This window comes from Paenarthrobacter sp. AB444 (genome assembly GCF_028736865.1).
GTDB lineage: Bacteria > Actinomycetota > Actinomycetes > Actinomycetales > Micrococcaceae > Arthrobacter > Arthrobacter nicotinovorans_B.
This window is the reverse complement of record NZ_JAQZBY010000005.1, coordinates 78,453-103,173: the sequence shown is the minus strand read 5'-3', so window position 1 is coordinate 103,173 and position 24,721 is coordinate 78,453. Positions and strand designations below refer to the sequence as shown.

The 24,721-nt window shown below is 64.2% G+C and carries 26 protein-coding genes; 10 read left to right on the top strand and 16 right to left on the bottom strand.

Translation table 11 applies throughout. The features are described 5' to 3' along the window. Window position 1: 1 nt before the first annotated feature. Both PQ627_RS08350 and PQ627_RS08345 read left to right on the top strand, forming a co-directional pair. Entirely contained in the window at window positions 2-652 is a 651-nt protein-coding gene (locus tag PQ627_RS08350; protein WP_144661160.1) for a CG0192-related protein, read from the top strand. A gap of 88 nt (window positions 653-740) precedes the next feature. Beyond that, entirely contained in the window at window positions 741-1,163 is a 423-nt protein-coding gene (locus PQ627_RS08345; RefSeq protein ID WP_274259980.1) for a hypothetical protein, read from the top strand. Window positions 1,164-1,182: 19 nt separating this feature from the next. Here the strand turns inward: PQ627_RS08345 and PQ627_RS08340 are convergent, their stop codons facing one another. Then, entirely contained in the window at window positions 1,183-1,485 is a 303-nt protein-coding gene (locus tag PQ627_RS08340) for a DUF3040 domain-containing protein (RefSeq protein WP_274259978.1), read from the bottom strand. A 184-nt stretch (window positions 1,486-1,669) separates the two neighbouring features. Between PQ627_RS08340 and PQ627_RS08335 the strand changes: the two genes are divergently transcribed. Together PQ627_RS08335 and PQ627_RS08330 are read left to right on the top strand one after the other, a co-directional pair. Beyond that, window positions 1,670-2,068: a nuclear transport factor 2 family protein gene (locus PQ627_RS08335; RefSeq protein ID WP_274259976.1), complete on the top strand. Its 399-nt coding sequence runs from the start codon at window positions 1,670-1,672 to the stop codon at window positions 2,066-2,068. 59 nt (window positions 2,069-2,127) lie between these two features. Beyond that, window positions 2,128-2,532 (top strand): hypothetical protein, encoded by a 405-nt coding sequence (locus tag PQ627_RS08330; protein ID WP_274259974.1) that lies wholly within the window; start codon window positions 2,128-2,130, stop codon window positions 2,530-2,532. A 9-nt stretch (window positions 2,533-2,541) separates the two neighbouring features. Here PQ627_RS08330 and PQ627_RS08325 read toward each other — a convergent pair whose 3' ends face one another. From PQ627_RS08325 to PQ627_RS08295, 7 genes are all read right to left on the bottom strand, one after another. Next, window positions 2,542-2,970 carry a heat shock protein transcriptional repressor HspR gene (locus PQ627_RS08325; RefSeq protein ID WP_274259972.1) on the bottom strand — a complete coding sequence of 143 codons (429 nt, stop codon included), beginning with the start codon at window positions 2,968-2,970 and terminating at the stop codon, window positions 2,542-2,544. 10 nt (window positions 2,971-2,980) lie between these two features. Then, complete coding sequence (locus PQ627_RS08320) at window positions 2,981-3,955, bottom strand: DnaJ C-terminal domain-containing protein (RefSeq protein WP_144661144.1); 975 nt, start codon at window positions 3,953-3,955, stop codon at window positions 2,981-2,983. Between the two features lie 87 nt (window positions 3,956-4,042). Further along, window positions 4,043-4,699: a nucleotide exchange factor GrpE gene (locus PQ627_RS08315; RefSeq protein ID WP_144661141.1), complete on the bottom strand. Its 657-nt coding sequence runs from the start codon at window positions 4,697-4,699 to the stop codon at window positions 4,043-4,045. A gap of 2 nt (window positions 4,700-4,701) precedes the next feature. Next, window positions 4,702-6,573 carry a molecular chaperone DnaK gene (gene dnaK, locus PQ627_RS08310; RefSeq protein ID WP_144661138.1) on the bottom strand — a complete coding sequence of 624 codons (1,872 nt, stop codon included), beginning with the start codon at window positions 6,571-6,573 and terminating at the stop codon, window positions 4,702-4,704. 193 nt (window positions 6,574-6,766) lie between these two features. Further along, complete coding sequence (locus PQ627_RS08305) at window positions 6,767-7,663, bottom strand: DUF817 domain-containing protein (protein ID WP_274259969.1); 897 nt, start codon at window positions 7,661-7,663, stop codon at window positions 6,767-6,769. Further along, a complete protein-coding gene (locus PQ627_RS08300) occupies window positions 7,656-8,447 on the bottom strand; it encodes an oxygenase MpaB family protein (RefSeq protein WP_274259967.1) in 792 nt (263 codons plus the stop codon). The genes PQ627_RS08305 and PQ627_RS08300 overlap by 8 nt, the downstream gene beginning before the upstream one ends. A gap of 23 nt (window positions 8,448-8,470) precedes the next feature. Beyond that, entirely contained in the window at window positions 8,471-9,196 is a 726-nt protein-coding gene (locus PQ627_RS08295; RefSeq protein WP_274259965.1) for a TetR/AcrR family transcriptional regulator, read from the bottom strand. A gap of 140 nt (window positions 9,197-9,336) precedes the next feature. Here PQ627_RS08295 and PQ627_RS08290 point away from each other — a divergent pair, with 140 nt between their 5' ends. The 3 genes from PQ627_RS08290 (at window position 9,337) to PQ627_RS08280 (ending at window position 12,358) form a co-directional block, all read left to right on the top strand. Beyond that, the gene (locus PQ627_RS08290) at window positions 9,337-10,281 is read left to right on the top strand and encodes an NAD-dependent epimerase/dehydratase family protein (RefSeq protein WP_274259945.1); all 945 of its coding nucleotides are present in this window, start codon (window positions 9,337-9,339) and stop codon (window positions 10,279-10,281) included. A 127-nt stretch (window positions 10,282-10,408) separates the two neighbouring features. Beyond that, window positions 10,409-11,071 (top strand): hypothetical protein, encoded by a 663-nt coding sequence (locus tag PQ627_RS08285; RefSeq protein ID WP_274259943.1) that lies wholly within the window; start codon window positions 10,409-10,411, stop codon window positions 11,069-11,071. Between the two features lie 57 nt (window positions 11,072-11,128). Continuing rightward, a complete protein-coding gene (locus PQ627_RS08280) occupies window positions 11,129-12,358 on the top strand; it encodes a pyridoxal phosphate-dependent aminotransferase (RefSeq protein WP_274259941.1) in 1,230 nt (409 codons plus the stop codon). Window positions 12,359-12,368: 10 nt separating this feature from the next. Here PQ627_RS08280 and PQ627_RS08275 read toward each other — a convergent pair whose 3' ends face one another. The 4 genes from PQ627_RS08275 to PQ627_RS08260 are packed head-to-tail and all read right to left on the bottom strand — an operon-like array spanning window position 12,369 to window position 17,532. Further along, on the bottom strand, window positions 12,369-13,997 hold the full coding sequence (locus tag PQ627_RS08275) for a long-chain fatty acid--CoA ligase (protein WP_274259939.1): 1,629 nt from the start codon (window positions 13,995-13,997) through the stop codon (window positions 12,369-12,371). A gap of 4 nt (window positions 13,998-14,001) precedes the next feature. Continuing rightward, window positions 14,002-15,381 carry an MFS transporter gene (locus PQ627_RS08270; RefSeq protein ID WP_274259937.1) on the bottom strand — a complete coding sequence of 460 codons (1,380 nt, stop codon included), beginning with the start codon at window positions 15,379-15,381 and terminating at the stop codon, window positions 14,002-14,004. A gap of 52 nt (window positions 15,382-15,433) precedes the next feature. Next, entirely contained in the window at window positions 15,434-16,615 is a 1,182-nt protein-coding gene (locus PQ627_RS08265; protein WP_274259935.1) for an acetyl-CoA C-acyltransferase, read from the bottom strand. Continuing rightward, on the bottom strand, window positions 16,612-17,532 hold the full coding sequence (locus PQ627_RS08260) for an SDR family NAD(P)-dependent oxidoreductase (RefSeq protein WP_274259933.1): 921 nt from the start codon (window positions 17,530-17,532) through the stop codon (window positions 16,612-16,614). Before PQ627_RS08260 ends, PQ627_RS08265 begins: the two co-directional genes overlap by 4 nt. Window positions 17,533-17,654: 122 nt before the next feature. On the opposite strand from PQ627_RS08260, the gene PQ627_RS08255 reads away from it, so the two are divergent. Continuing rightward, a complete protein-coding gene (locus tag PQ627_RS08255) occupies window positions 17,655-18,278 on the top strand; it encodes a TetR/AcrR family transcriptional regulator (RefSeq protein WP_274259931.1) in 624 nt (207 codons plus the stop codon). Window positions 18,279-18,309: 31 nt separating this feature from the next. On the opposite strand, the gene PQ627_RS08250 is transcribed toward PQ627_RS08255, so the two are convergent. Continuing rightward, a complete protein-coding gene (locus PQ627_RS08250; RefSeq protein WP_274259929.1) occupies window positions 18,310-19,347 on the bottom strand; it encodes a zinc-dependent alcohol dehydrogenase family protein in 1,038 nt (345 codons plus the stop codon). Window positions 19,348-19,440: 93 nt separating this feature from the next. Between PQ627_RS08250 and PQ627_RS08245 the strand changes: the two genes are divergently transcribed. Together PQ627_RS08245 and PQ627_RS08240 are read left to right on the top strand one after the other, a co-directional pair. Then, window positions 19,441-19,899 (top strand): carboxymuconolactone decarboxylase family protein, encoded by a 459-nt coding sequence (locus PQ627_RS08245; RefSeq protein ID WP_274259927.1) that lies wholly within the window; start codon window positions 19,441-19,443, stop codon window positions 19,897-19,899. Between the two features lie 17 nt (window positions 19,900-19,916). Beyond that, on the top strand, window positions 19,917-20,813 hold the full coding sequence (locus tag PQ627_RS08240; protein WP_274259925.1) for a sigma-70 family RNA polymerase sigma factor: 897 nt from the start codon (window positions 19,917-19,919) through the stop codon (window positions 20,811-20,813). Here the strand turns inward: PQ627_RS08240 and PQ627_RS08235 are convergent. The 3 genes from PQ627_RS08235 to PQ627_RS08225 all read right to left on the bottom strand — a co-directional run bounded on the left by PQ627_RS08235 (window position 20,791) and on the right by PQ627_RS08225 (window position 24,688). After that, the gene (locus PQ627_RS08235) at window positions 20,791-22,164 is read right to left on the bottom strand and encodes an APC family permease (protein WP_274259923.1); all 1,374 of its coding nucleotides are present in this window, start codon (window positions 22,162-22,164) and stop codon (window positions 20,791-20,793) included. The two genes, PQ627_RS08240 and PQ627_RS08235, sit on opposite strands and share 23 nt — an antisense overlap. A 137-nt stretch (window positions 22,165-22,301) precedes the next feature. Beyond that, complete coding sequence (locus tag PQ627_RS08230; protein WP_274259921.1) at window positions 22,302-22,739, bottom strand: hypothetical protein; 438 nt, start codon at window positions 22,737-22,739, stop codon at window positions 22,302-22,304. A 2-nt stretch (window positions 22,740-22,741) separates the two neighbouring features. Next, window positions 22,742-24,688, bottom strand: a complete 1,947-nt coding sequence (locus PQ627_RS08225) for a primary-amine oxidase (protein WP_274259919.1) — start codon at window positions 24,686-24,688, stop codon at window positions 22,742-22,744. Window positions 24,689-24,721: the final 33 nt, after the last annotated feature.

The following is a 24,721-nucleotide window of genomic DNA, read 5'->3' as shown; positions in this document are numbered from 1 at the left end:
CATGGCGATCATTCACAAAGCAACCCTGTCCCCCTCCAAGCTCGAACTCATCGCTGACTACCTGCCCACGCAGCCGTGGTTCATCCAGGACGGCACTCCCGAACTCATCGGCGCCTACCGCTTTGACGACCCCGCCGGCGAGGTAGGGCTCGAGACGCACGTCGTGGCAGCGGGCGAGCGGATCTACCAGGTTCCCCTCAGCTACCGCGGCCACGAGCTGGGCGGCGCCAACGAATGGTTGATCGGCACCATGGAACACTCGGTCCTCGGCAAGCGCTGGGTGTACGACGCCTGCGCCGACCCGGTTTACGTCAAAGCCCTCGCTACAGCTATCCTCACCGGCCAGGAAGAGGCAGCCTTGCTGGTCGACGGCGAGTCCGAACCCCGTCCCAGCAGCGTTACCGTCAAGGGCAGTGGAACGCTCGACGGCGGTTTGCCCACCGTGAGTGCGTCGGCGCCGGTATCGGGCAGCGGCGTGACAATCATTGATGCCGGTGATCTCCGGTTGAAGGTGATCCGTGTACTGGACGCCGCGGCGGATGCATCAGCTGCCACGGCCGAGGCACAGGAACTTCACCACGAGCTTGTCCTCAACGGACAGTGGGCTGGCCTGGACAAGCCGGTGGAGCTGGCCTCCGTGATCCGGAACTAGGTTCCGGGGCCCTCCTGCGGGCCTGTTGCCTGTAGGAAGCACGGCGTAGGCTGGCTCACGGGGCCATCTACTCCGATTGGGGTGCACAATGTACAAACCGCAGAACATCTTTGCAGCGACCCAGGATCTTGCCCGGGAATGGGTAAACCACGCAGCAGAGGGAACCAGCTCACAGACCGATGCCGTGGTGCGGTGGGCCTTGGCCAGGATCAACCATGCGGATGTCCCGTCGGTGGTTCATGGCGTGATGCTCACCCTCACCGGCAACAAGAAGACTGCCAAGGAGGCCCGGCGCACGGCGGCCAAGGCCGTAAGCCGGGCAACGCGCACCTTGTCCCGCCAGACCCGGAAGCCGACAAACCGTCCGCGGGGCTTGCTGATCGCCCTGCTGGCAGCCCTTATCGGCGCCGGCGCCGTCCTTGCGTGGCGGACCATGATGCCCTCCGCCGAGCCTGATCCCGTGAAAAAGGCGGACGGGCCTGTGCAACCTCCCGTGCCACCCGTCCCCTGAAACGCGAGCGCCTGCCCGGCTAGCCCGAAGAATCCCTGCCGCGCCTGCCAATGCGCCGCCGCAACGAAGATCCGGCCAGAAGCAGATACGCTCCTGTGCTGGCCAAGAGGAATCCGACCACGCCCAGCACCACCAGCTGGGTGGTGATTCCCACGATCACCATCACGAAGCCACCCACCAGGGCAAGGACGCCACCTGAAGTCCGGGCCATTGCTCCGCGAAGGCGGCCCGACTTCAGTTCAAGGGCAAGGTCCGGATCCGTTGCAGCCAGATCCCGCTCCAGCTCCTCCAAGCTCCTGCGCTCTTCATCCGACAAGGACACCGGAATCTTCCTCACCACACGAGCAGCATGGTTGTTGTGGCACTGCTGCTCAGATATCGGCGCGGACACTGCTTGCCGTGCCTTGCCTTCATTATCTTCCTGATCCGGCCTTCCAGCCACTGCCCTTCCCGCCACTGCCGCAACTCTCCTTCACCTGCTGACACGCCACGCGCATACTGGGTCCATGAGCGACAAGGATGACTTTTTGGCGTGGATCAGGACGGCTTTGTACGAAGCAGAGTTGGCCCTCCATAACGGCGATGCGACACCGCGCCGGGCGCTCTGGTCCAGACATGAACCGGTCAGCGTGCTGGGTGCCTTCAAGAATGCCTACGGGCAGCAGGAACTCAATGAACTCTTCGAGGCACTGGGGGCCAGCTTTTCCGACTGCACGTCGTATGAGTTCGAGCTCCAGGCATACGACGTCATCGGGGACATGGCGTACACGGCCGGAATGGAACACACCTCAGCCACACTGAATGGAACCCCGCGGACCTACACGCTCAGGGCAACCCAGGTGTACCGCCGCGAGGACGGTGAGTGGAAGGTAGCGCACAGACACGGCGATACAGTGGCAGACTGAGTGGGAGTTCTACTCTGTAATCGGACAACGAACCACTGATCGGAAGGTTGCGTCTTCCCATGGCCAAGAAATCCACAGTCACGTCCAGTCCCGGAAAACCCGTCCGCCTCCCCAAGAAACGTTCACGCGGGCGCACCCTTTGGCTCATCGCGGCAGGCCTCGTTGCCGGTATTGCAGGCGGTGCCTTCGCAGTCAGGATGCTGGTGCCGCCCGGCGAACCTGAACCGGTTCGGGACCTTGAACCCCAGCCCAGTGAGACGCTCCCCAGGGAAGAACCTGTAGAAATCTCGACGAGAATGCGCCCGGGCGAATGGACCGAAGAGTCCCTTCAGGCGCACGTCGAGGACTATCGGCGCCGGATCCGGGAGATGGGCGCCAAGGAGTCGCAGATTGTCACCGACGTGGAGCGCACGGAGACGGGAGCCGCCCGGGTGGTGGTCAGTTGGGACCGGACCCGGGACTAGCTCCCGTTCCTAAAGTTCTTCTCCCGACCTCGGACGCCATACGACGACGGCCTGGGACCTTCCGCGCGGGCGCTGGCCCCGGGCCAGGCTCACCACGTCTCCCGCGGCTCCCGCAGCGAAGATCCGGGCATCCACAGGCGTCCGGCGCCGCGACAGTTCCTCGGTCAGCTCAGCCACGCGGTATTGCAGCGCGGCTACCTGGTTTTCGAGGGCCAGGATGCGTTTGATGCCCTCAAGGGACACGCCGGACTGTGAGAGGCGCTGGACCTCACGCAGCTTGTTGACATCGTTTTGCGAATATCGCCTGGATTTGCCCGGTGCACGGCTGGGCGAGACGATGCCCAGCCGGTCGTACTGGCGCAACGTCTGCGGATGCATGTCGGCAAGCTCCGCAGCGACGGAGATGACGAAGATCGGCTGATTGACGTCGATTGCCATGACCCTCTCCTTACAACCGGGCCTTCGCGGCCAGGTCGTGACGCGGATTGGCGTCGGAGGTGGCTGCAGCGAACGCCTTCACAGCTTCTTCAGCTTCCTTGTTCAGGTTTTGAGGAACGGCGACGTCGATGGTCACCAGCAGGTCGCCGGTCCCCTTCGATGTCTTCACGCCGCGGCCCTTCACCCGCAAAGTGCGGCCAGCGGGTGTGCCCGCCGGGACACGCAACTTGACGGTGTCGCCGTCGAGCGTTGGGACCTCAATGGTGGCGCCGAGCGCCGCTTCCGCGAACGTGACGGGCACGTGGATGCGGATGTTGTCGCCGTCGCGCTGGAAGAAATCGTGGGGTTTCACGTTGACCGTGATGATGAGGTCGCCATTTCCGGCCGGGCCAACGTTGCCCTTGCCGCGCTGGCGTACCTTCTGCCCGTCCTTGATTCCCGCGGGAATCTTGACGTCGATGACGTTCCCGTTGCTCTCACGAAGGCTCACCGTGGTGCCCTTGATGGAACCCGCGAACGAGATTGTGGTGGACGCGGTGCGGTCCGAGCCCTTCTGCGGCGCGCGTTGGAAGCCGGTGGGGCCGCCACCGAATCCGCCGCCAAACAGGTCAGCGAACTCCGGCGGGATACCTCCGCCCTGTGGCTGACGTGCGCCTGCGCCGCCGCCGAACAAGCCACCGAACAGGTCCTCAAACCCGCCGTTGGCCCCGGCACCGCCACGTCCGGCGCCCGGAGCGAACCGCGCACCGCCACCCATGGCCCGGATGGCGTCATACTGCTGCCGGTCCTCGGGACTCGACAACACCGAGTAAGCCTCGGAAATATCCTTGAACCGCTTCTCCGCAGCAGCATCCCCGGCGTTGGTATCGGGGTGGTACTGCCGGGCAAGCTTGCGGTAAGCCTTCTTGATGTCAGCGTCGGACGCGTCCTTGGCAACACCAAGGATCGCGTAAAAATCCTTTTCAACCCAGTCCTGGCTGGCCAAGAGCGTTTCCTTTCGTTGGTAACGAGATGGCAGTTCATGACAATGTTTCACTCAAACACTGTCACGAACTGCCATCTCGATGAGTTATTAAGCGGGTACAGCCACAATCACCTGGGCTGCGCGGAGGACACGCTCGCCTGAGCGGTATCCGGAGCGCAACACCTGGCTGACAGTGTCAACCTGGATGTCCTCGCCGGGCTGCTGGATGAGTGCCTCGTGGATGGTGGGGTCGAATTCGACACCCGTGTCCGCGATGCGCTCCAGTCCATACGTCTTCAGCGCGTTCTCCAGTTTGGTGGCGATGGCGGCGAACGGGCCGTCTTCGAGGTCACCGTGCTGGCGTGCGGCGTCGACGTCGTCAAGCACCGGGAGCAGGGAGTTCAGGACGCCGATGACGGCCATCTCCCCTGCTACGGCGCGGTCGCGCTCGACGCGCTTGCGGTAGTTGACGTACTCGGCCTGCAGGCGAAGGAGGTCGTTGCGGAGCTCCGCTGCCTGGGCTTCGGCCGCCGCGCCCGAGGCCACGGACTCTTCAGCCGGCACCTCTACGCCGTTGAGGATTTCCTCAGCCTGGGAGAGGGCGTCGCCGTCGGTGGGAGCGCCAGCTTCGCCTTCAGGGTGGCGGGCGGCCCCGGTCTCCGGGTCAACCTTGCGGTTGTCCCGGATGACCGGCTTCTGCTGGCCCGATCCCTCGTTGGCGCCGCGCTCGTCAGAGTGCTCTGCTTCGTTGCCGTGATGAGGCATGGCTACTTCTTCGCTTCGTCTTCGTCGATGATTTCGGCGTCAACGATGTCCTCGTCGGCCGAGGCAGAACCTGCACCACCGGCAGGAGCACCTTCTGCGCCGGCACCCGGAGCGTCAGCTGCGGAGGCCTGCGAGTAGATGGCTTCGCCGAGCTTGGTCTGGGAAGCCTGGAGCTTCTCAAACGCCGTCTTCACGGCTGCGTCGTCGGTGCCTTCGAGCGCGGACTTGAGGGCGTCGACGTCGGCCTTGACCTCAGTCTTGACCTCTTCGGGCAGCTTGTCGTCGTTGTCGGCGATCAGCTTGTCCACCGAGTAGGCGAGCTGCTCAGCGGAGTTACGGGTGTCCGTAGCTTCGCGGCGGGCCTTGTCCTCAGCGGCGTGCTCTTCGGCTTCACGGACCATGCGGTCGATGTCGTCCTTGGACAGTGCCGTGCCACCGGTGATGGTCATGGACTGTTCCTTGCCGGTGCCCTTGTCCTTGGCGGACACGTGGACAATACCGTTGGCGTCGATGTCGAAGGTGACCTCAACCTGCGGAACGCCACGCGGTGCCGGAGCGATGCCCGTCAGTTCGAACGTGCCCAGCGGCTTGTTGTCGCGGGTGAATTCGCGCTCGCCCTGGAAGACCTGGATGGCCACGGACGGCTGGTTGTCGTCAGCGGTGGTGAAGGTCTCGGAACGCTTGGTCGGGATGGCCGTGTTGCGCTCGATGAGGTGCGTCATGACGCCACCCTTGGTTTCGATACCGAGGGACAGCGGCGTGACGTCGATGAGGAGAACGTCCTTGCGCTCACCCTTCAGGACACCGGCCTGGAGTGCGGCACCAACGGCGACAACTTCGTCCGGGTTGACGCCCTTGTTGGGTTCCTTGCCGCCGGCGAGTTCCTTGACGAGCTCGGAGACAGCAGGCATACGGGTGGAGCCACCGACGAGGACGATGTGGTCGATGTCGGAAACCTTGATGCCGGCTTCAGCAATGACGTCGTGGAACGGCTTCTTGGTGCGGTCCAGCAGGTCCTTGGTGAGGTCCTGGAACTTGGCACGGGTCAGCTGCTCATCCAGGTGGACCGGGCCGTCGGGGGTGACGGAGAGGTACTGGAGGGAGATGTTGGTGCTGGTCGAGGAGGAGAGTTCCTTCTTGGCCTGCTCAGCAGCTTCGCGGAGACGCTGGAGGGCGATCTTGTCCTTGGAGAGGTCGATGCCCTTGACCTTGAGCTGGCTCAGGAGCCATTCGACGATGCGGTTGTCCCAGTCGTCGCCACCGAGGCGGTTGTCACCGGCGGTTGCGCGGACCTGGATGGTGGAGAAGTTGTCTTCGTCCTTGCCAACCTCGAGGAGGGAGACGTCGAAGGTACCGCCACCGAGGTCGAAGACCAGGATGAGTTCGTCTTCCTTGCCCTTGTCCAGACCGTAGGCCAGAGCAGCTGCGGTGGGCTCGTTGACGATGCGCAGGACGTTGAGGCCTGCGATTTCGCCGGCTTCCTTGGTGGACTGGCGCTCGGCGTCGTTGAAGTAAGCCGGAACGGTGATCACAGCGTCGGTGACCTTTTCGCCCAAGTAGCTCTCGGCGTCGTTCTTAAGCTTCATGAGGATACGCGCGGAAATTTCCTGCGGCGTGTACTTCTTGTCATCGATGGCGACGGTCCAGTCGGTGCCCATGTGGCGCTTGACGGAGGCGATGGTGCGATCGATGTTGTTGACGGCCTGGCGCTTGGCGATCTCGCCAACCAGGACCTCGCCGGACTTGGAGAACGCGACGACGGACGGCGTGGTGCGGCCGCCTTCGGCGTTGGCGATGACGGTGGGCTCGCCGCCTTCAAGAACAGAGACCACGGAGTTGGTGGTTCCGAGGTCGATACCTACTGCACGTGACATATCTTGCTTCCTTTCAATGACCGATGTTGACGATTGCATCCGGCCCGCAAGGGTCCGCTGGTGCGGTCTTGCTGGTTCGGGAGCCTGCTCAACAATCGGCTAGTTGAGCGTTCTGCACTCAACTGTACTCAGCCTCGGAAAGATGTCAATCCAAAGTTGAGTCGAGTGCGCTCAACTTTCCCAGTAGGGGATGCTACTTCCCTGTGTTTGCAGGGATTTCATCGCCCTTTTCGCTCACGGTGAACTGTTCCAAGGGCTCCGGTTTGTACACCCATGCCACCAGCACCACGGAGATAATCATCAGCAGGAACCATGCCAGGAGCTTGTCGATGGACACCGCCTGCCATCCCGCCAGCTGGTTCGGATACAGCCACGCACGCGACCACGTGCCGATGTTCTCCGCAAACCAGATGAACAGCGCCACCAGCAGGAACGACACCAGGATCGGCATCCGGAAGCGCTTCCGGAACACCCTGAAATGCATCACGCACCGGCCGTAGACAATCACGACGGCGGCCAGCAGCACCCAGCGAAGGTCAAGGATGTAGTGGTGCGAGAAGAAGTTGACGTAGATCGCACCGGCAACCAGGGCCGTGACCCAGCGTCGAGGGTAGCGGTCAAAGTGGAGATCGAACAGCCTGAACACCCGGACCATGTACGAACCCACGGCGGCGTACATGAATCCGCTGAACAACGGCACGGCACCGATCCGGAGCACGCCGTCAGCATCGTAGGCCCAGGATCCGACGTCCGTCTTGAACAATTCCATGACAGTCCCCACCACGTGGAACAGCAGGATCACCCGGAGTTCCCGCAGCGTCTCGAGCTTGAAACAGATCATCAGGACCTGGATGACGACGGCGGCGATGGTCAGGAAATCGTTGCTGGCCAAACCCGCGTCAGCGGGATACCAGAGCCGGACGCCGATGATCACAGCCAGCAGCAAGGCACCAAACACGCAAGCCCACGCCTGCTTCAGGCCGAAGACCACAAACTCGGTGAGCCGCCCTCGGAGCTTTCCCCCGGAGCGGTCCAGGTAGCGGTGCGCGGCCTGGTCGATCGCCTGCTCCACCGATGTGGAATTACGCATGGGGCACCCCGCTCCCCACAGCAAGTTGCCTCAAGTAGTAGTCCCGGGGCCAGTGCCGCACCCTCTGCGGCAGCCGGGGGTAGACGCGCCCAACAGTCCTCATGATCCTGTTGAAGCGGCGCTCATGCCCGGCGCTCCACTCAAAGCCGTAGGCGTCCCGCACATGGTTGGGCAGCAGGCCGGCCGTGAGGAAGCGGGCCAGCGGCATGGCCAGCCGCAGCAGCTGCGGCCCTCCGGAGGGGTGGAACAAGTCCCGCGCAACGCCCAACGCCTTGGCGTCCGGCTGGAGCGCGGCGACCTGGGCATTCCAATACTCCACGAACGCGCGCCGGTCCGCCGGCCACATGCTGGCCGGTAACTGCAGGACAGTCCCGATCCGTGCGTAATCGCCGTAGATGCGGTCGGCGGCGTCGTCGTCGAGCGGTCCATGGACCTGCTCGTAGACGGTGACGGCGGTCTGGTACAGGGTGGCGACCACCCACAGCTGGGATTCGGCGTCGAACGCGCTGTAGCCTGCGGAGGATTCATCAGCGTCCCGGCGTACCGGCGCGTGGGCACGGTTAACGGCTCGTCGCACGGCCTTCTGTTGTTCCTCGGAGCCGTATATCACCGCATAGACGTAGGTCATGGTGGCGCGGAGCCTGTCCATGGGACGCTCGGCGAAATTGCTGTGCTCCGCCACGCCATGCCCCACGCGCGGGTTGGCGATCTGCAGGAGGATAGCGCGCCCCGCACCGGCCAGCAGGACGCCCTCCGCTCCAATATCCGCCAATCCCCGAACCATCCGAATACTCTAGCGCTCCCGCCTTAGAGCCCGGCCACACCCTCGAGCACTGCCAGCTGATGCTCAAACAACTCGTCGCGGGCCTTGAAGGTGTCCGGACCGTACTGGCCGAAAACTTCGAAGCTGATCGCGCCAAAAATGGACGTCCACGCGAGCACGCCGCGCGCGAGGGACGGCTCCGGGACCTCAAGGTTCAGTTCGGAGCGGATTGCGTCCAGGTCCGCGGCCAGCGCCGGAGGAATCACGACGCCGGGCCGCACCTCCGCGTTGAGCGCCCCCGCCCGCTGGGCTGCGTCGAAGATGCCCACCAATCGGAAAATCACCCGGGTTCCAGGGACGGTGGTGCGCTCCCCTGGAGCCTGGTATCCGGGCACTGGACTGCCGAAGAGGAGGGCGTAGCTGGCAGGCTCCCGGATCGCCCACTGCCGGACGGCACGGCCCAGAGCCCTGAATTGCCCGGTGAAGTCCGCCTCCGGGACGGCTGCCACGGCTGCATCCACCTGATCACCGAGCTCGTTGTAGCCGTCGATCAGCAAGAGCGTGAGGAGTTCGTCGCGGTTCTGGACATAGCGGTAGACCGCAGAAGATACGACGCCGAGATCCCTCGCCACGGCACGCAAGGACAGGGCAGCAGCACCATGGACTGCCAAGTGCTCCCGACCAATCCTTACGATGTCCACCAGCGTTTGGGCGCGGGCGCGTTCGCGCGGAGTGGCAGCTTTGGCATTGGAGGCTCTGGCGGCAGACATGGCTACAGCTTGCCACAAGAGAGAGCGCTGTCAACATTCGAGAGCAGTGCTCTTGACATTCTGATCCATGGTCGCCATGCTGAACGAAAGAGAGCAGTGCTCTCGCTGCCTTCAAGCCAAAAACCACGAAAGAGGCCACCATGTACGTTGTCACCGGAGCAGGACCTGTCGGATACACCATTGCCGAACAACTTGCGGCGGAAGGCCACAGGGTGCGGGTATTGACCCGCTCCGGCAGCGGCCCGGAACATCCCCTCGTGGAAAGGAAGCGGGTGGACGCCTCCGACCCCGCGCGGCTCAACGAGGCCGTGGCAGGAGCATCGGCCATATTCCACTGCATCCACGGATCGGCCTACCGCGCCGCAGCGTGGGCCGCCGAACTCCCCCGTGCCGAGCAAGTGGTGATGGATGCAGCGGCGGCCGCGGGCGCCGTCGTCGTCTTTCCTGAAAGCCTGTATTCGTACAGCGAGCCGGACCGGATCATGACGGAGGCCGGGCCGCGGGCTGCCAGCGGCGGTAAGCGCGGCATCCGGACCGCACTGTTGAAGGCCCGCGAGACCCACGCGGCGAACACCGTGAGCGTGGTGGCAGGCGACTTCTACGGCCCTCTCGTGAAGACGGCCCACGCCGGCGAGCGCATGGTCACGCCGGTCCTGGCGGGTAAGGCCTTGCAGGTCATCGGGAGCGCACGCCGGCCGCATTCGTTTACCTATGTCCCCGATCTTGCCGCTGCCATGATCGCGGCAGCTCGGAAGCCGGAGCTTTGGAACACTGTGCTGCACGCGCCTACGGGTCCTGCCATCACCCAGCGTGAGATGGCGGCAGCGTACGCCTCAGCCGCCGGCGTTGCTGCGCCGAAGGTGGGCGCCGTGCCTGGCTGGGTGCTGCGGACAGCCGGCGTGTTTTCCACGGACATGCGCGAACTGGCCGAGCTGCTGTACCAGTTCGAGCGGCCGTTCATCATGGATTCCACCAAAAGCCAGCGGCTCCTGGGACTGCAACCGACTCCCCTGCCGGAAGCGGCCGCGGCTACTGTGGCCTGGTGGCGGCAGGCCGCCCGGCGAGCGGACCAGGCAGCGGCTTAGCCCTGGCTGATGTCGCCTCGATGTTGTGAGGTCATCCTGACCCCCGGATCCCAGTGACTACGCGGAATTGCGGGAGTAGCCTAGTTCCAGTTGAAGTTGTGGATCTCTGTCCGGCTGGGGTTCTGCCGTGGGCCATGTGCATGCGTCGCTGTCCGACCTTCTGGGGGTACTTTCCAGTGCCGTCGCTCCCCAGCATGTAAGGTTCGACGACGGGTCCCCCACTGCGGTTGTTCCGCCCCCTGACGCTCCGGTGACGGTCCGCGCCGTCGCGCTTAACCGGGTGGGAAGGTCCCGGCGGGACGGACCCGTCCTGGACCTCGAACTGCGGGTGGCTGTGGAATGCCACGGGCCGGAACAACTGGACAACATGGAGCAGCTTCTTTTGGCGGTGGAGCTCCACAGCCATTACTCAGTGATATCCAGTGGAGAGTTCCGGCTCGAAGAGTACTCCAATGCCATCCAGCAAGGGTTGGGGTTCATGGTCCGCGTACCAGTGTCCCTCCCCTTTGAGGAACCCTCGGGTCCGCCCTTCCACGAGCCGGCTCACGGGAATGCCGATGCCGGGCGTAGGATCCGCGGGCGATTGGTCGACGCGCACAACAAGGGGATTCCTGACGCCTACATCCATGCGCATTCCTCGGCCGTCGCCGTCGTGAGCGATGCCACCGGGCATTTCGAGGTCATGGCTTCCGCCGACGACCTCCAGCATTTCGCGGTGGCGGTGGGCGGCACGGAACGGGAAGTCTCGGCAACCACCCGCAGCCTCCCAGTGATTATCCGCTGGGTTTAGGGGATCACTTTCCGGAATGGTTTGCTCGCCGGTGCCCATGCCATGAAAAGATCAACCATGCGTCCCATGCAGCACTCCAGCAAACTACAGAACGTCCGGTACGAACTCCGCGGCCCCATCCTTCAGGCAGCCAAGGCCATGGAAGCCGAGGGCCACCGCATTTTGAAGATGAACCTTGGGGACACGGCACCGTTCGGGCTGGAAGCGCCGGAGTCAGTGGTGGTGGACATGATCCACCACATCCGCGGCGCGCAGGGGTACAGCGACTCCAAGGGAATCTTCTCCGCACGCACGGCGATCTCGCAGTACTACCAAACCCGCGGACTGATGAACATCGGCGTCGAGGACATCTTCATCGGCAACGGTGTCAGCGAGCTGATTTCCATGACCCTGCAGGCCTTCATGGAAAACGGCGACGAGATCCTTATCCCTGCGCCGGACTACCCCTTGTGGACCGCCGCTGTGACCCTCACGGGCGGCAAGCCCGTGCACTATCTCTGTGACGAGGACGAAAACTGGTGGCCGGACATGGCCGACGTCGAAGCCAAAATCACGCCCCGCACCCGCGGAATAGTCATCATCAATCCGAACAATCCCACTGGTGCGGTTTATCCCCGGCACATCGTGGAGCAGTTCGCAGCCCTCGCCCGGAAGCACGATCTGGTGCTCTTCTCCGACGAGATTTACGAGAAGATCCGCTACGTCGATGCCCCGCATATCCATACGGCATCCGTTGCGGATGACGTCTGCGTGCTCACGTTCAGCGGCTTGTCCAAGGCCTACCGGATGCCGGGCTACCGGGCCGGATGGGTTGCCGTGACAGGACCTTTGGCTGCCACCGCCGCCTACCGGGAATCCTTGGAGCTCCTGGCTTCGCTTCGGTTGTGCGCCAATGTGCCCGCGCAGCACGCGATCCAAACCTGCCTGGGCGGTTACCAGAGCATTGAGGCCCTCATCGCCCCGGGCGGCCGGTTGCGGGAGCAGCGTGATCTCGCATGGAAGCTGCTCACCGCGATCCCTGGCGTGTCCTGCGTACCGGCAGCAGGCGCGATGTACCTTTTCCCACGCTTGGATCCGGAGGTGTACCCCATCGCCTCGGACGAGAAATTCGTCCTCCAGCTCTTGCAGGAACAAAAGATCCTGGTGTCGCACGGAACGGCCTTCAACTGGCCCACCCCGGACCACTTCAGGTTCGTGATCCTCCCCGCGGTTGAGGACATCGAGGAAGCCGTGCGCAGGATCGCGCACTTCCTCGCCGCTTACCGGAACCGCCCGACGGAGGACTGACCCAGGTGGCCTACAGTCCCCCTGTATCAGCGGCCGACTCCCGCAGCGCCTTCTTGGCGATCTTCCCGGTTGATGTCTTGGGGATCTCGGCAATGATGACCACCCGTTCCGGGATCCACCACTTGGCTACCTTCCCCTCAAGATGCGACTGCACGGATTCTGCGGTGAGGACGGCGTTCTGTCGGGGAGCAACGTAGGCCACCGGCCGCTCGCCCCACTTCTCGTCAGGAACAGCGACGACGGCGGCCTCCCACACCTGGGGGTGGCTGAGGATGGCGTTCTCCATCTCTGTAGAGCCGATCCATTCGCCACCGGACTTGATCAGGTCCTTGAGGCGGTCGACTACGTGGACGCAGCCATCCGGATCGATGGTCCCCACATCTCCGGTCTTCAGCCAACCATCGGCTGTAAAAGCCTCCGAGCCGTCGGATGCGCCGAAGTATCCTCCGGCGACCGTGGCTCCGCATACCTGCAGCTCTCCCGTTTCCTGGCCGTCGTGCGGGGCAAAGGTTCCGTCCGGCCGCTCGACGCGGAGCTTGACCAAGGGACTGGGATAGCCCGGAGCGCACATCAGGGCAAGTGCCTTGTCTCCCGTTTCGTCCCTGGCGGGCTGCTCCCCTTTGGCTGGTGTCCGCGAAGAGGTAAGCAGCGGGCTTGCCTCCGTCATCCCCCAGGTTCCTACCAACGGCACCTTCAGTTCCTCAAGATACTGGCGGGCCAACTCGACGGGGAGCGGGCTTCCACCATTGGCCAGGCGCCGCAGCTTGGACAGGTCCCGCCCCTGCAGATGCGGCAGCAGGCTCTTCCAGACCGTGGTCACGGCGGCCGACACCGTGACCTGCTCCCGTTCCATGAGACCGGCCAGCTTTTCCGGCGCCGTGGCCCGGCCCGGCAGGACCAGGGATGCCCCGCACAAGGCTGCGGCATAGGGAAGCCCCCATGCGTTCGCGTGGAACATGGGCACGATAGGCATCACGACATCGCCCTCGCCGAGGGCAAAGACGTCGGCGAAGAGCAGGGACATTGCATGCAGGATGATGGAGCGGTGGTCGTACAGCACTCCCTTGGGGCGTCCTGTTGTTCCTGAGGTGTAGCAGAGTGCGGCGGCTGCTCGTTCGTCCGGGACGTCGAAAGTCTCTACGCCTTGCGCCTGTTCAAGGATCGATTCGTAGTCCAGGATGCGGGGGTCTTGGGGCACCGACGGCTTGTCACAGTCGTCCATGACCACTATGTGCCGAAGCCTGGGCAGCTTGTCCGCAATAGGCCAGAGGACGTCGAGCAAGGAGCGATCCACGAAGAGGACGTCGTCCGCGGCATCGTTGATGATGTACTGGATGTCGGCGGGCGCCAGGCGGTGGTTGATCGTATGGAGCACCCTGCCGGAACTGGGCACCGCGAGATACAGCTCGAAATGGCGCTGGGTGTTCCACCCGAGGGTGGCAACCCGGGCGGACACGGGCACGTCCAATGCATCCAATGCACCGGCTAACTTCCTGATCCGCTGCGCCACTTCGCCGTAGTTTGCAGACTGTCGGTCATCGAACCCACCCGTGACCACCGTTTTGTTGGCGAATGCTCCTTCGAGGCGGTCCACCAGCATGGGCGTGGCCAGGGGGTGGTCCTGCATAAGTCCGTGCATCGCGTCAGCCTTCCTGCCGTGAATCCATGAGCCCGCGGGATGACAAGGCACCGCGTTCGCTGTCCGGACCGGCCTTCAGCGCTGAGTCACGGTCCTCCCGCTTGAGCGCCCACGTCAGGACAGGAGTGAGGGCTACGGAGATTCCGGACGCGGCAATGATGATGAAGAAGCCGGTGGCCGGGTCTCCCGTGGCCGTCTCAGCCACACCGAAGAGGTAGGGGCCAACGAATCCGCCGATGAGCCCGATCGTATTGATGAACGCCAAACCGGCAGCGGCCACAATACCTGACATCCGCCCCATCGCAATGGACCAGAAGACCGGCAACGTGCCGAAGATGAAGACTGCTCCGAGCGCGATGAGAACCACCCGGACCACCGGGGGCTCGACAAGGACGTACGCCACGGCTGTAACGAGGGTGCCCAAGGCCATGAAGCCAACCCAGGCAGCCTCTGTGGTGGAACGTCGGAACAGCCTCAGAATGAGCAGTACGCCGATCGTCGCACCAATGCCGACGCTCCCGGAGATCAGTCCAATCATGAACGGGCTCTTTACGTGCATGGACTCAATGATCGCCGGGATGTTGAACACCAATCCAACGCTGCTTACCTGGTTCAGGAAGTAGACAAGGGCGATGATCACAATGAAAGGACGGCCAAATGCCCTGCGCACGTTCCCTTTGATGCGGTGCTCGTGCTCATCCGGTCTCCCGGCATGCCGGGACAGGCTGTCTGCTTCATCCGCTGTAAGCCAGGACGCTTGCTGGGGCGTCGACGGCAACTTGAACCACACGACGACGCCGACCACCATCGTGAGCAGGCCCTCGATCATGAACATCCACTGCCAACCGTGCAGGCCGAACAAGGAGTCCAGTTCCATCAGCGCTCCGCCCGCGGGGCCGCCGATGATGAGGGCAATGGTCGGTGCCAGGTAGATGAACCCCATGACGCTGGCACGCTGGTTCTGCGCGAACCACACCGTCACCATGTACGCCAACGCGGGAAACAGCCCGGCCTCCGCGGCACCCAGGATAAACCGCAGGATGTAAAAGGACGCTTCTCCCTGCACGAACATCATGAGGGCGGAAATTGCACCCCAGGTCAGTGCGATCCTGGTGATCCACGCCCGTGGCCCCACACGGTACATGATCAGGTTGCTCGGGACCTCAAGGAACGCGTAGCTGATAAAGAAGATGCCGGCGCCCAGCCCGTAGGCGGCGGCACTTAGTCCTATATCCGCTTCCAGGTGGGTCTTGGCCAGGGAAACATTCGTCCTGTCCACATAGGACATGAAGTAGACAACGCAGAGCAATGGAATCAACTTCAACAGTGCTTTGCGGGTGGCTCTTGCGTGAACGACGTCGGTACGCAGAGATGGTTCGGTCATGGTGCCTTGATCCTCGCTCGGAGTGGTCTTGGTGTCTTGAAAGGGTGGGATGTCAGCAGACTTCGAACAGACCGGCGGCTCCCATTCCGCCGCCGACGCACATGGTGACGACGGCGTAGCGCGCGCCTCTGCGGCGGCCCTCCAGGAGGGCGTGGCCCACCATCCGGGCGCCGGTCATTCCGTAGGGGTGGCCAATGGAGATGGCCCCTCCATTGACGTTCATCCGGTCCGGGTCGATCCCCAGCCGGTCGCGGCAATACAGGGCCTGAGAGGCAAACGCTTCATTGAGTTCCCACAGGTCGATGTCCTCCACCCGCAGCCCGTGTTCCCGCAGCAGTTTGGGAATCGCGAAGACTGGCCCGATGCCCATCTCGCCGGGCTCGCAACCAGCCACCGCCATGCCGCGGTAGATGCCGAGGGGTTCGATCCCCCGGCGGTTGGCGGCTGCTGCTTCCATGAGCACCAGAGCTGAAGCGCCGTCGGAAAGCTGCGAGGCATTGCCGGCTGTGACCGTCGACGAGCGGGAGGCGTGGCCATCGGCAAGGACTGGTCGCAGCGATGCCAAGCCCTCCTGGGTTGTCGACGGGCGGTTGCCCTCGTCCCGCGACAAGGTGGTCCCGTCTTCCACATCCCGCCCGTTTCCCGACACGTTGAACGGAACGATCTCGTCGTCGAAAAGTCCTGCCGCCTGCGCTTGGGCGGTGCGTTGCTGCGACAACAGCGCGAACCCGTCTTGGGCCTGGCGGCCGACGCCGTAGCGCTCCGCGACAATTTCAGCCGTCTCGAGCATGGACAGGTACATCGAAGGGCGGCGTTCCAGCAGCCAGGGATCGTGGGCCAAGTATCGGTTCTGGTGCTGGTTCTGGACCAGCGAAATGGACTCAACGCCGCCACCGACGGCAATCGACATACCGTCCGCAACTATCTGCTTGGCCGCCGTTGCCACTGCCATCAGCCCTGAGGCGCACTGCCTGTCAATGGTCATGGCCGGCACGGAATCGGGAAGCCCGGCACGGAGCACGGATTGCCGGGCCACGTTGAATCCGGTGGTGCCTTCCTGCATGGCACACCCCAGCACGACGTCTTCGACCTCTTCGGGCTGCACGCCTGCGCGTTCGACGGCGGCCGCGATTGCGTGGGCGGCCAGCCCGGGGCCCGTAGCTGAACTCAGAGTTCCTTTGTACGCACGACCGATGGGCGTTCTCGCCGTCGAAGCGACAACTGCCTCCCTCACAGCGCGGCCTCGGCAACGTCGTCACGCTCCGCGATGGCGATGTACCGGCGCGTCTGGTCGAAGGCACTGTCCGTGAGCACGGAACCGGACATGTCACTGACCCGCGACCATTCGAGGGCAAGCTGCTCGGGCGTTCGCTTGTCCTCCGGGAGGTAGACACCGGCCGACTCTTCCATCCGGGCGACGGCGAACACTCCCGCGCCCGCCGCCAGGATTGTCTTGGTGGGAGCCTCCGGCGACACCATGAACACTGCACCAGGAGACACCGACTCGGGCGCTAACAATGCAAGCTCCTGGGGTTCAAGGAGGTCCTCGGTCATTTGCGTCGCTGCGGTGGGTGCCAGGGAGTTGACCCGGATGCCTTTGCTCCCGCCCTCGATCGCCAGGACGTTCATCAGCCCGACTACAGCGGACTTGGCCGCGCCGTAGTTGGCTTGGCCGAAGTTGCCATAAATGCCGGACGCCGACGTCGTCATCAGGATCCGCCCGTACCCCTGCTTGACCATATGCGGCCAGACCGCATGCGAGCAGTTCACGGACCCCATCAGATGGACATCCACTACTGTTCGGAATGCCTGGAGGTCCGACTTCGCGAAGGACTTGTCCCGCAGGATGCCCGCGTTGTTGATGAGGATGTCCACGCGCCCCCACGTGTCAATCACCCGGTCCACCATTCCGGCGACAGCCTGCTCGTCCGAGACATCACACAGCGCCACCATGGCCTGGCCGCCGGCATCCTGGATCTCCCGCGCAACGCTTGCGGCAGCGGACTGGCTCCCGGCGCCGCTTGCTGGCCCGCCAACGTCGTTAATGACGACCTTGACGCCCCGCTCGGCCAGAGCCAAAGCGTGCGCACGCCCCAGTCCGGCCCCAGCTCCGGTGATGATCGCTACTTGCCCGCGGAGGTCGATGCCCACAGAGGTCTCCTTTGATTCGCCAACATACTACTCAGTATTATGTTGCGCGGCTCACATCGACGTCAAGGGCCCAGGGCAACGGATGGCATGATGATTTGGGACCAACGCCTGATGGAGGACATGTGACCAGTACTGCCGACGCCGACCCCGGCATCAGGGCGCGTGTCCTGGATGCGGCCGCTGCTGCGTTCGCGCGCAGGGGATTCGCGAAGACGACGATCGACGACATCGCCTTGGCCGTTGGGGCCACCAAGGGCCTGGTCTACTATCACTTCAGATCAAAGTTCGATATCTTCCTTGCCGCGTACGAGCTAGGCATGCACAAGGTCAAGGCAGTAGTGGAGCCCTTGGCGGATTCATCTGGATCCGGGCGTGTGCGGCTGGAGCGCATGGCGACCGCCCACGTGATCAACCTGATGGAGGACGTGGACTACCACCACGTCGTGCATCAAGGCGTGCGGGATCAGTCATCTGAGTCGCTCACCGTCGGTCAACGTGAGGCCCTGGTGAAGCTCAACCAGCTCCGGAAGGACTACGAGCTCCTGTTCCGGCGCGTGGTGGAGGAAGGCGTCACCGACGGGTCACTGCGGAAGGTCGATCCACCACTGGCCACCCGCGTTTTGCTAAGCAGCCTCAACGCCGTGGACGTCTGGTACCGCGAGCAGGATAAGCAGGCCGCAGAGGGGATCCGGGCCCTGGCCGGGGACGTAGTGGACCTCATCCTCAGTGGAGTCGCCTCTCCCTGACGCGAGCGCCCGGTGCAGGACTAACCGGGAACTAAAGGGCCGGGTCCACCATGGTCATGCCCGCCGGATTGGCCTTGTCGAAGCCGGGCAGCAACGCCGCGGCATCCTCCAAGCCAATGGTGCGTTCGATCAGTAGCTGCGGCTGGAGCGTTCCCTGCTCAATGAGCGCCATCATTCCCGGATAGTCCACGGCGGCCATCCCATGGCTGCCCAACACGTCGAGCTCCCAGCCGATCACCCGGGCCATGGGAACCTGGGGATTTCCGTCGATCGAGGGCAACAAACCGATCTGGACGTGCCGTCCCCGCCGTCGAAGGCTGAGGATCGCATCGGCACAGGTCTGTTCACTTCCGACGGCGTCAATCGCCACGTGGCTGCCACCATCGGTCAGCTGGGACACCGCTTCCGGAATGTCCGTACCGTCAGCCACCACAGTGTGTTCGGCACCCAAACGCGCAGCCACGGCCAAAGCCTCCGGGTTCCGGTCCACGGCGATGACCCTGGCGCCCATGGCCTTGGCGATCATCACTGCGCTGAGCCCGACGCCGCCAGCGCCCACCACGGTGACCCATTCACCGGTCTTCACCTGCGCCCGGGCAGCCAAAGCGCGGTAGGCCGTTGCGAAGCGGCAGCCGAGGCTTGCCGCCGTCGTGAATTCAACGTTGTCCGGGAGGGCAACCAGGTTGCTGTCGGCGGCGTGCAGGGCAACGTACTCGGCGAACGAACCCCAGTGGGTGAAACCGGGTTGCTGCTGGTCCGGGCAGATCTGCGCGTCGCCGGCGACGCACCATTCGCAGGTGCCGCAGCCGCAGACGAAGGGCACCGTGACACGGTCGCCGATCCTCCAGTTCCGGACACCTTCGCCCACGGCGTCGATGACGCCGGCGAGTTCGTGGCCAGGCACGTGGGGCACGGCAATGTCGTCGTGGCCGGCCCAGGCATGCCAGTCGCTGCGGCACATGCCCGTTGCCAGCACCTTCACCACCACACCCCCATCAGGGGCGCCGGGCTTGGCGACTTCCCTGACTTCGGGCTGGGTCCGGACCTCATCAAAAACAACTGCGCGCACGGACTGACTCTAACAATCGGCCGGCACTGTCACACTTTCGCTGCGGCTTCCGACATCACTGATGTAACGCAAAAACTCTGAAGGGAAGTCAGCATGACCCGCATCAACATCGGCCGCAGCAACAAACTCGGCTACGCTGCCGTCATTGGCCTGGAAGGTTACGCCCGCACCGCTGTGGATCCGGATCTGTACGAGCTGATCAAGCTCCGCGCTTCGATCCTCAACGGCTGCGGTTTCTGCGTGGACATGCACGCGACCGACGGCCGGAAGCGTGGCATTCCGGCCCGCAAGCTGCATGCCGTGGCCGCCTGGCAGCACTCGAAAGTGTTCTTCGACGCCCGCGAGCAGGCCGTCCTTGCCCTCACCGATGCCTTGACCCAGTTGGGACCCGACACAGTGACCGACGAGATCTGGAATGCTGCCGCGACGCATTTCGACGACGGCCAGATGGGCGGCTTGGTCCTGGCGATCTCCACCATCAATGTCTGGAACAGGATCGCCATCAGCACGCAGATGGAGCCGCCCGTGGATGAGAAGAATCCGCTGGTCTGAACGGTAACGTGGGCAGCATGACTCTTGCAGTCTCGGCCACTGTGGCGTGGCAAAGCGAACGGAACCGCCTTCTGGGGATTGCCTACCGGATGCTGGGCGACTTCGGCCATGCCGAGGACGTGGTCTCCGAGGTCGCGATCGACGCCGTACGGCAGGAACGGAACACCGACGGCGGGCGTGTGGACTCCTGGCCGGCGTGGCTGACCACCGTGTGCGTGCGCCGTTCCATCGACCGTGTGCGCCAGCTCGCCGCGGTCCGGGAAGACTACACCGGACCATGGCTGCCTGAGCCCGTGGACACCGCGCAATTGCCCGAGGAAGCAGTGGCCAACCGCGAACTGCTGTCCTTGACCCTGCTGCATCTGGCCGAGCAACTGGCACCGGAGGCGCGGGCGGCGTTGGTCTTGCACCGCGCCTTCGGGATGCCCGCGCCGGAGATCGCGGACATCCTGGACAAGACGCCGGCCGCCGTCCGCCAGCTGATTTCACGGGCCGAACGCCGCCTGGACATCGACCCCGATGCGCCCGCTCCCCGGGCCAAGGACCGGGCCGTGCTGGAGAAGCTCGTCCAGGCCATCGAGGAGGGTGAGATCAACACGGTGGTTTCGATGCTGCACCGGGACGCAGTGCTATGGGCCGACGGCGGCGGCAAGGTCAAGAGCGCGATGAACCCGCTGTTCGGGGCCTCAAGGATCGCTCGATTCTTTACGGCCATCCTCGGCAAGGCGGTGGCCTTCGATCCCGTGGAGCCGATCCGTGCCTGGGTTGTGGAGATCAACGGAGGGGCAGCCTTGGTGCTCAGGCACAATGGCCGCGCCGACGTTATCGAGGTGGACTCGGCCCCGGATGGAAGCATCCGTGGGCTGCGTCAACTCTCCAATCCGGACAAACTTACGAGGGTCCGCCGTTCTTAGCCGCGAGTTCGCGGGAAGGCTGCGAGTTCGCCGGGAAACTTGCCTGCGAAGTGGCAGGCTTCCCGCGAACTCGACGAAGGCGCCCTGCCGCCAACGCCGCCACACCCAACCCGGCCGGGACCAGCAGCGCCCATCCGCTGAACACGAGCACCACCAACATCACTGCCGCTGCCACGATCACCCCGTACCACGCTGGAGTCCGACGCCGGAGCAGGACCACCCCGGCAGCCAATCCAAAGGCCGTCACTGCGGTGAAGCACGCCGAGGCCGCGCCGATCTGGAACTCCATGCTCAGCACCCCGGTCGCCGCGAGCACAAAGGAGATCGACGCCATCACTCCCAGGACGCCCAGACTCACCGACGGCACCTCCCCCGGCCCGGTGCCACGCGCCAATGCCCGCGGCAGCACGCCGTCGGACGCCAAGCGGGCACCAAGCTTGCTGGCGCCGGCGACAAAAGTGTTGAGCGGCCCGAACGTCAGCACTGCCGCCGCCACTGCAGTCACCGGTGCTGCCGCGGGTCCGAGTCCTTTCGCCAGCAGTTCCGCGACCGGGACGCTGCTGCCCGCGAGCCCCGGCCCCAGAACGGCTACGCAAGCAGCCACGAGGCCAATGTAGATCACGCCAACCACCATCAGGGTCAGCCACGTTGCCCGCTTCAGGTCTCGCTCGGGGTTGCGGAATTCGCCTGCCAAGTGCGTCACGGCTTCCCACCCGGCGAAGCAGAAGAACAGCAAGCTCGCTGCGCCACCCACGGCCCAATAGCCATTCGGGGCGAAGGGCACGAAGTTCCCTGCCCGGGCGTACGGCGCCGCCACGGCTACAGCAAAGGCAAGCAACGCCACCAGCAAGACCATCAGGAGCAGCTGCAGTTTGCTGGAAACCCTGATGCCCACCGCGTTGCTCAGGAAACCTGCCGCCAGGATCAGCCCCGCGGCGATCAACACTGTTTCGCGGCCGCCTCCGGTCGCGTGGGCGATGTACTCCCCGCCAATCACCGCGGTCGCGGGCGCGCCAAAGGGAATGGCGAAGTAGAAGAGGTAGCCGGCCACCACTGACGCCCGCTGCCCAAATGCCCTGGTGACGAACGTTGCGATGCCACCGGCGTCGGGCTGCTGCCTGGACATTTCGGCGAAGCTGAACGCCACGGGGGTGCAGAACACCAGGAGCAAAGCCCATGCCAAGATCGACGCCGGGCCGGCCACCTGGGCGGCGATGGCGGGCAACACCAGTACTCCTGAACCGAGAATGGCACCTACATAAATACCGGTCGCCCTGAACAGCCCAAGGCCCGAACTACTGACAGCTTTGATCACCGTTCCACTGAACAGCGTTCGGAGGGGTTCCAACAAGCAGGGAAACTGCCTGCCAAGAGCAATATCCTGCCGAACTTCCGGGCGCGCGTACCTCCACGACCTTCTTTCGACCGCTTGGGCGGATTCTGCAACCGAATCCGGGTGTCTTCACGCCCTTTCGGCGGCAAAGTGGGTCAGTAGCGCACAGCCGCCCGCCGCCTGAGCCGGGCGACCAGCGTCGAGGCGAGCAACGCCGTCGTGATTTCCAGTCCGATCACCAGCAGCAGTTGCGCGGCTCCGCTTGTATCAACAGCGTTCGACGACGACCTGCCGCCGTGCGCGTGTCCGGCACCGCCCGCGCCGAGCAGCAGCGCAGCGTGCAGGGCAACCATGGCAAGGGCCGAGCCGGTGACCTTGTGGAGGGCCCCGACGCGGCTGTGGCGCCAAATGTGGATGGTGCACGGAACGCACACGGCCGCGAGGGCGATCATGAGCACGCCGATCCAGGCCTCGTGGTGTCCGGAGGCGGCCAGCCAGAGGTGGGTAACGCAGGAGATGGCCGTGAGGGTTGCGCAGATCCGGGGATGGAGGACGGGCCCTGAGGTGCGGACCCGTCCTGCAATGATCGCCATGGCTAGTGGCAGTGCCCGGCGGCTTCGCCGTGCCCGGTTTCAGGAGCCGTGTGGCAGCTCGATCCGGAGTTGTTGGCCGGGACGTCCAGGACAGGGCTCCGGTCGAAGAAGCCCTCGGGACGCAGCTTGAAGCCAACGGTGTCCACAGGCATGATCGGCCAGTCCTCCACGCGCGGGAAGTGGGTCAGGCCGAAGGTGTGCCATACGACGATGTCCTGGCCGTCGATGTCGCGGTCCTGGGCTACATACGCGGGAAGGCCTGCGCCGCCGGAGTGCTGGTTCACGAAGTCACCGGTCGGGTAGCGTTCCTCGTCGGCGTAGCGCGTGACCCACAGATCCTTGGTGGCGAAGGCTGCGCGGCGGGCGATGGAGGAACCCGGATCTGCCAGGAGCGTGGGCTGGTTCTCGGCGTGGAGCTTGTAGCCGACAGGTTCGCCCAGGCGGTTCTTCGATTCCGGATTGGAGATGATCCAGGTCCTTCCGGCGCGGGCGTCGGCTTCGCGGACACCCTCGGACTCCTTGGCCAGCAGCGTGCGCTTGCGGGAGAACGCGTTGCCGCGCTCGTTGCCCGGTCCCATGGGCTGACGGACCACGTCCTCCTCTTCCACGCGGTTGGTGAAGCCGTCGATGGCCATGTCCAGGCGTGCGCTGAAGAGATGCTGATGGAAGGGCGCACCCAAGCCCGGCGCGAGCTGGGAAATGTTGTCCGAGCCGCCTTCCGGGAAGGCTGAGGTGAAGACGACGCCGGTGGCCTTGGCTTCGAACTCGATGGTGCCGTCCAGGTAGAGGTACCAATAGAAGCCGTAGTCGTAGTTGCCGATGGTGGTGAAGAAGGAGATCACCAGGCGGCGGTTGCGGCGGGTGTAGTTGATGCCAGTCCACAGATCCGAGTGCTTGGACAGGATGCCCCAGTCTTCTTCGTGCATGCAGATGCCGTTGCGGATTTCGCGGGGGTTGCCAAACGCGTCGCTGATGATAGGGCTGAGGTAGGTAATGTCACCCAGGCAATCGCAGCCCAGTTCCAGGGAGTTGGCGTACTGGCCTACCAGGTATTCGCCGGTGTCGAAGTAGTTCTGCCAGGACCGGATGGGCGAAGGATCACCGTACGGGACCACCATTTCGGCGATCGAGGCGCGGTTGATGATGGGCCGCTTGCGGTCCCCATCTTGGAACGCCAGGTTGTGGAGGACAACTCCTTCGCGGACATCGAAACCGACGTCGACGCTCCACTTCTCCCACTCGACGTGGTTGCCGCCGGTGACGGTGAAGCTGGGACCCTCGGGCTGGGTGATGCTGATGGGCTTCTGGGTATCGCGCAGTGGGCCGGTCAGCTGGGGGTCCGTGTAGTTTCCGTGCTCGGCGGGGATCGGCATGACACCAAGGTCGATGACCTGGGTGACCTCCTTGTTGACCACGTCTACGTAGGCCACGAGCCCGTCCACGGGATGGGCCCAGGCGCTGTCCTCAGGGAAGTCCTGCACGAACGCCAGCCCACGGAGGATGCGCCGGCCGCGCTCTTCCTCGTACTCAAAAACACCCGCGGACAGCGGCGCCACGCGAACCTTTTCGACGTCGAGGTTCCGGGCGGCGAGCGCGGCGAGCCAACGCTCGTCAGTGGCCAGCAGCGTCTCGACTACCTCGAACTCCTCTTCAAGGACCGGCAGTTCGCCGGAGACTTTGGTATCAAGTTCGACGGCGGACAGGACCTGCCCGCGGGTGGCGGAAACGAGGATGTCCGTGGGGGCGCCTCCGGAGATGTCGTGGATGAAGACGCGGAACCGCCGCTCGTGGTCCTCGGCGCGGCGCGATGGATCCACCAGGCCCAGATACGCGATCCGATGCCCGTCTCCGAGGTGTCCGGCAGCCTGCAGGATGCCCTGGACCGCGGTGATTTCTTCCGCGGTGGCAAGGCTGTACTGGGTGGAAATGTCAGTTGCTGTGGGCGTCATGGTTGCCTCTGGTCCGGGACCTGTGATGGTCAG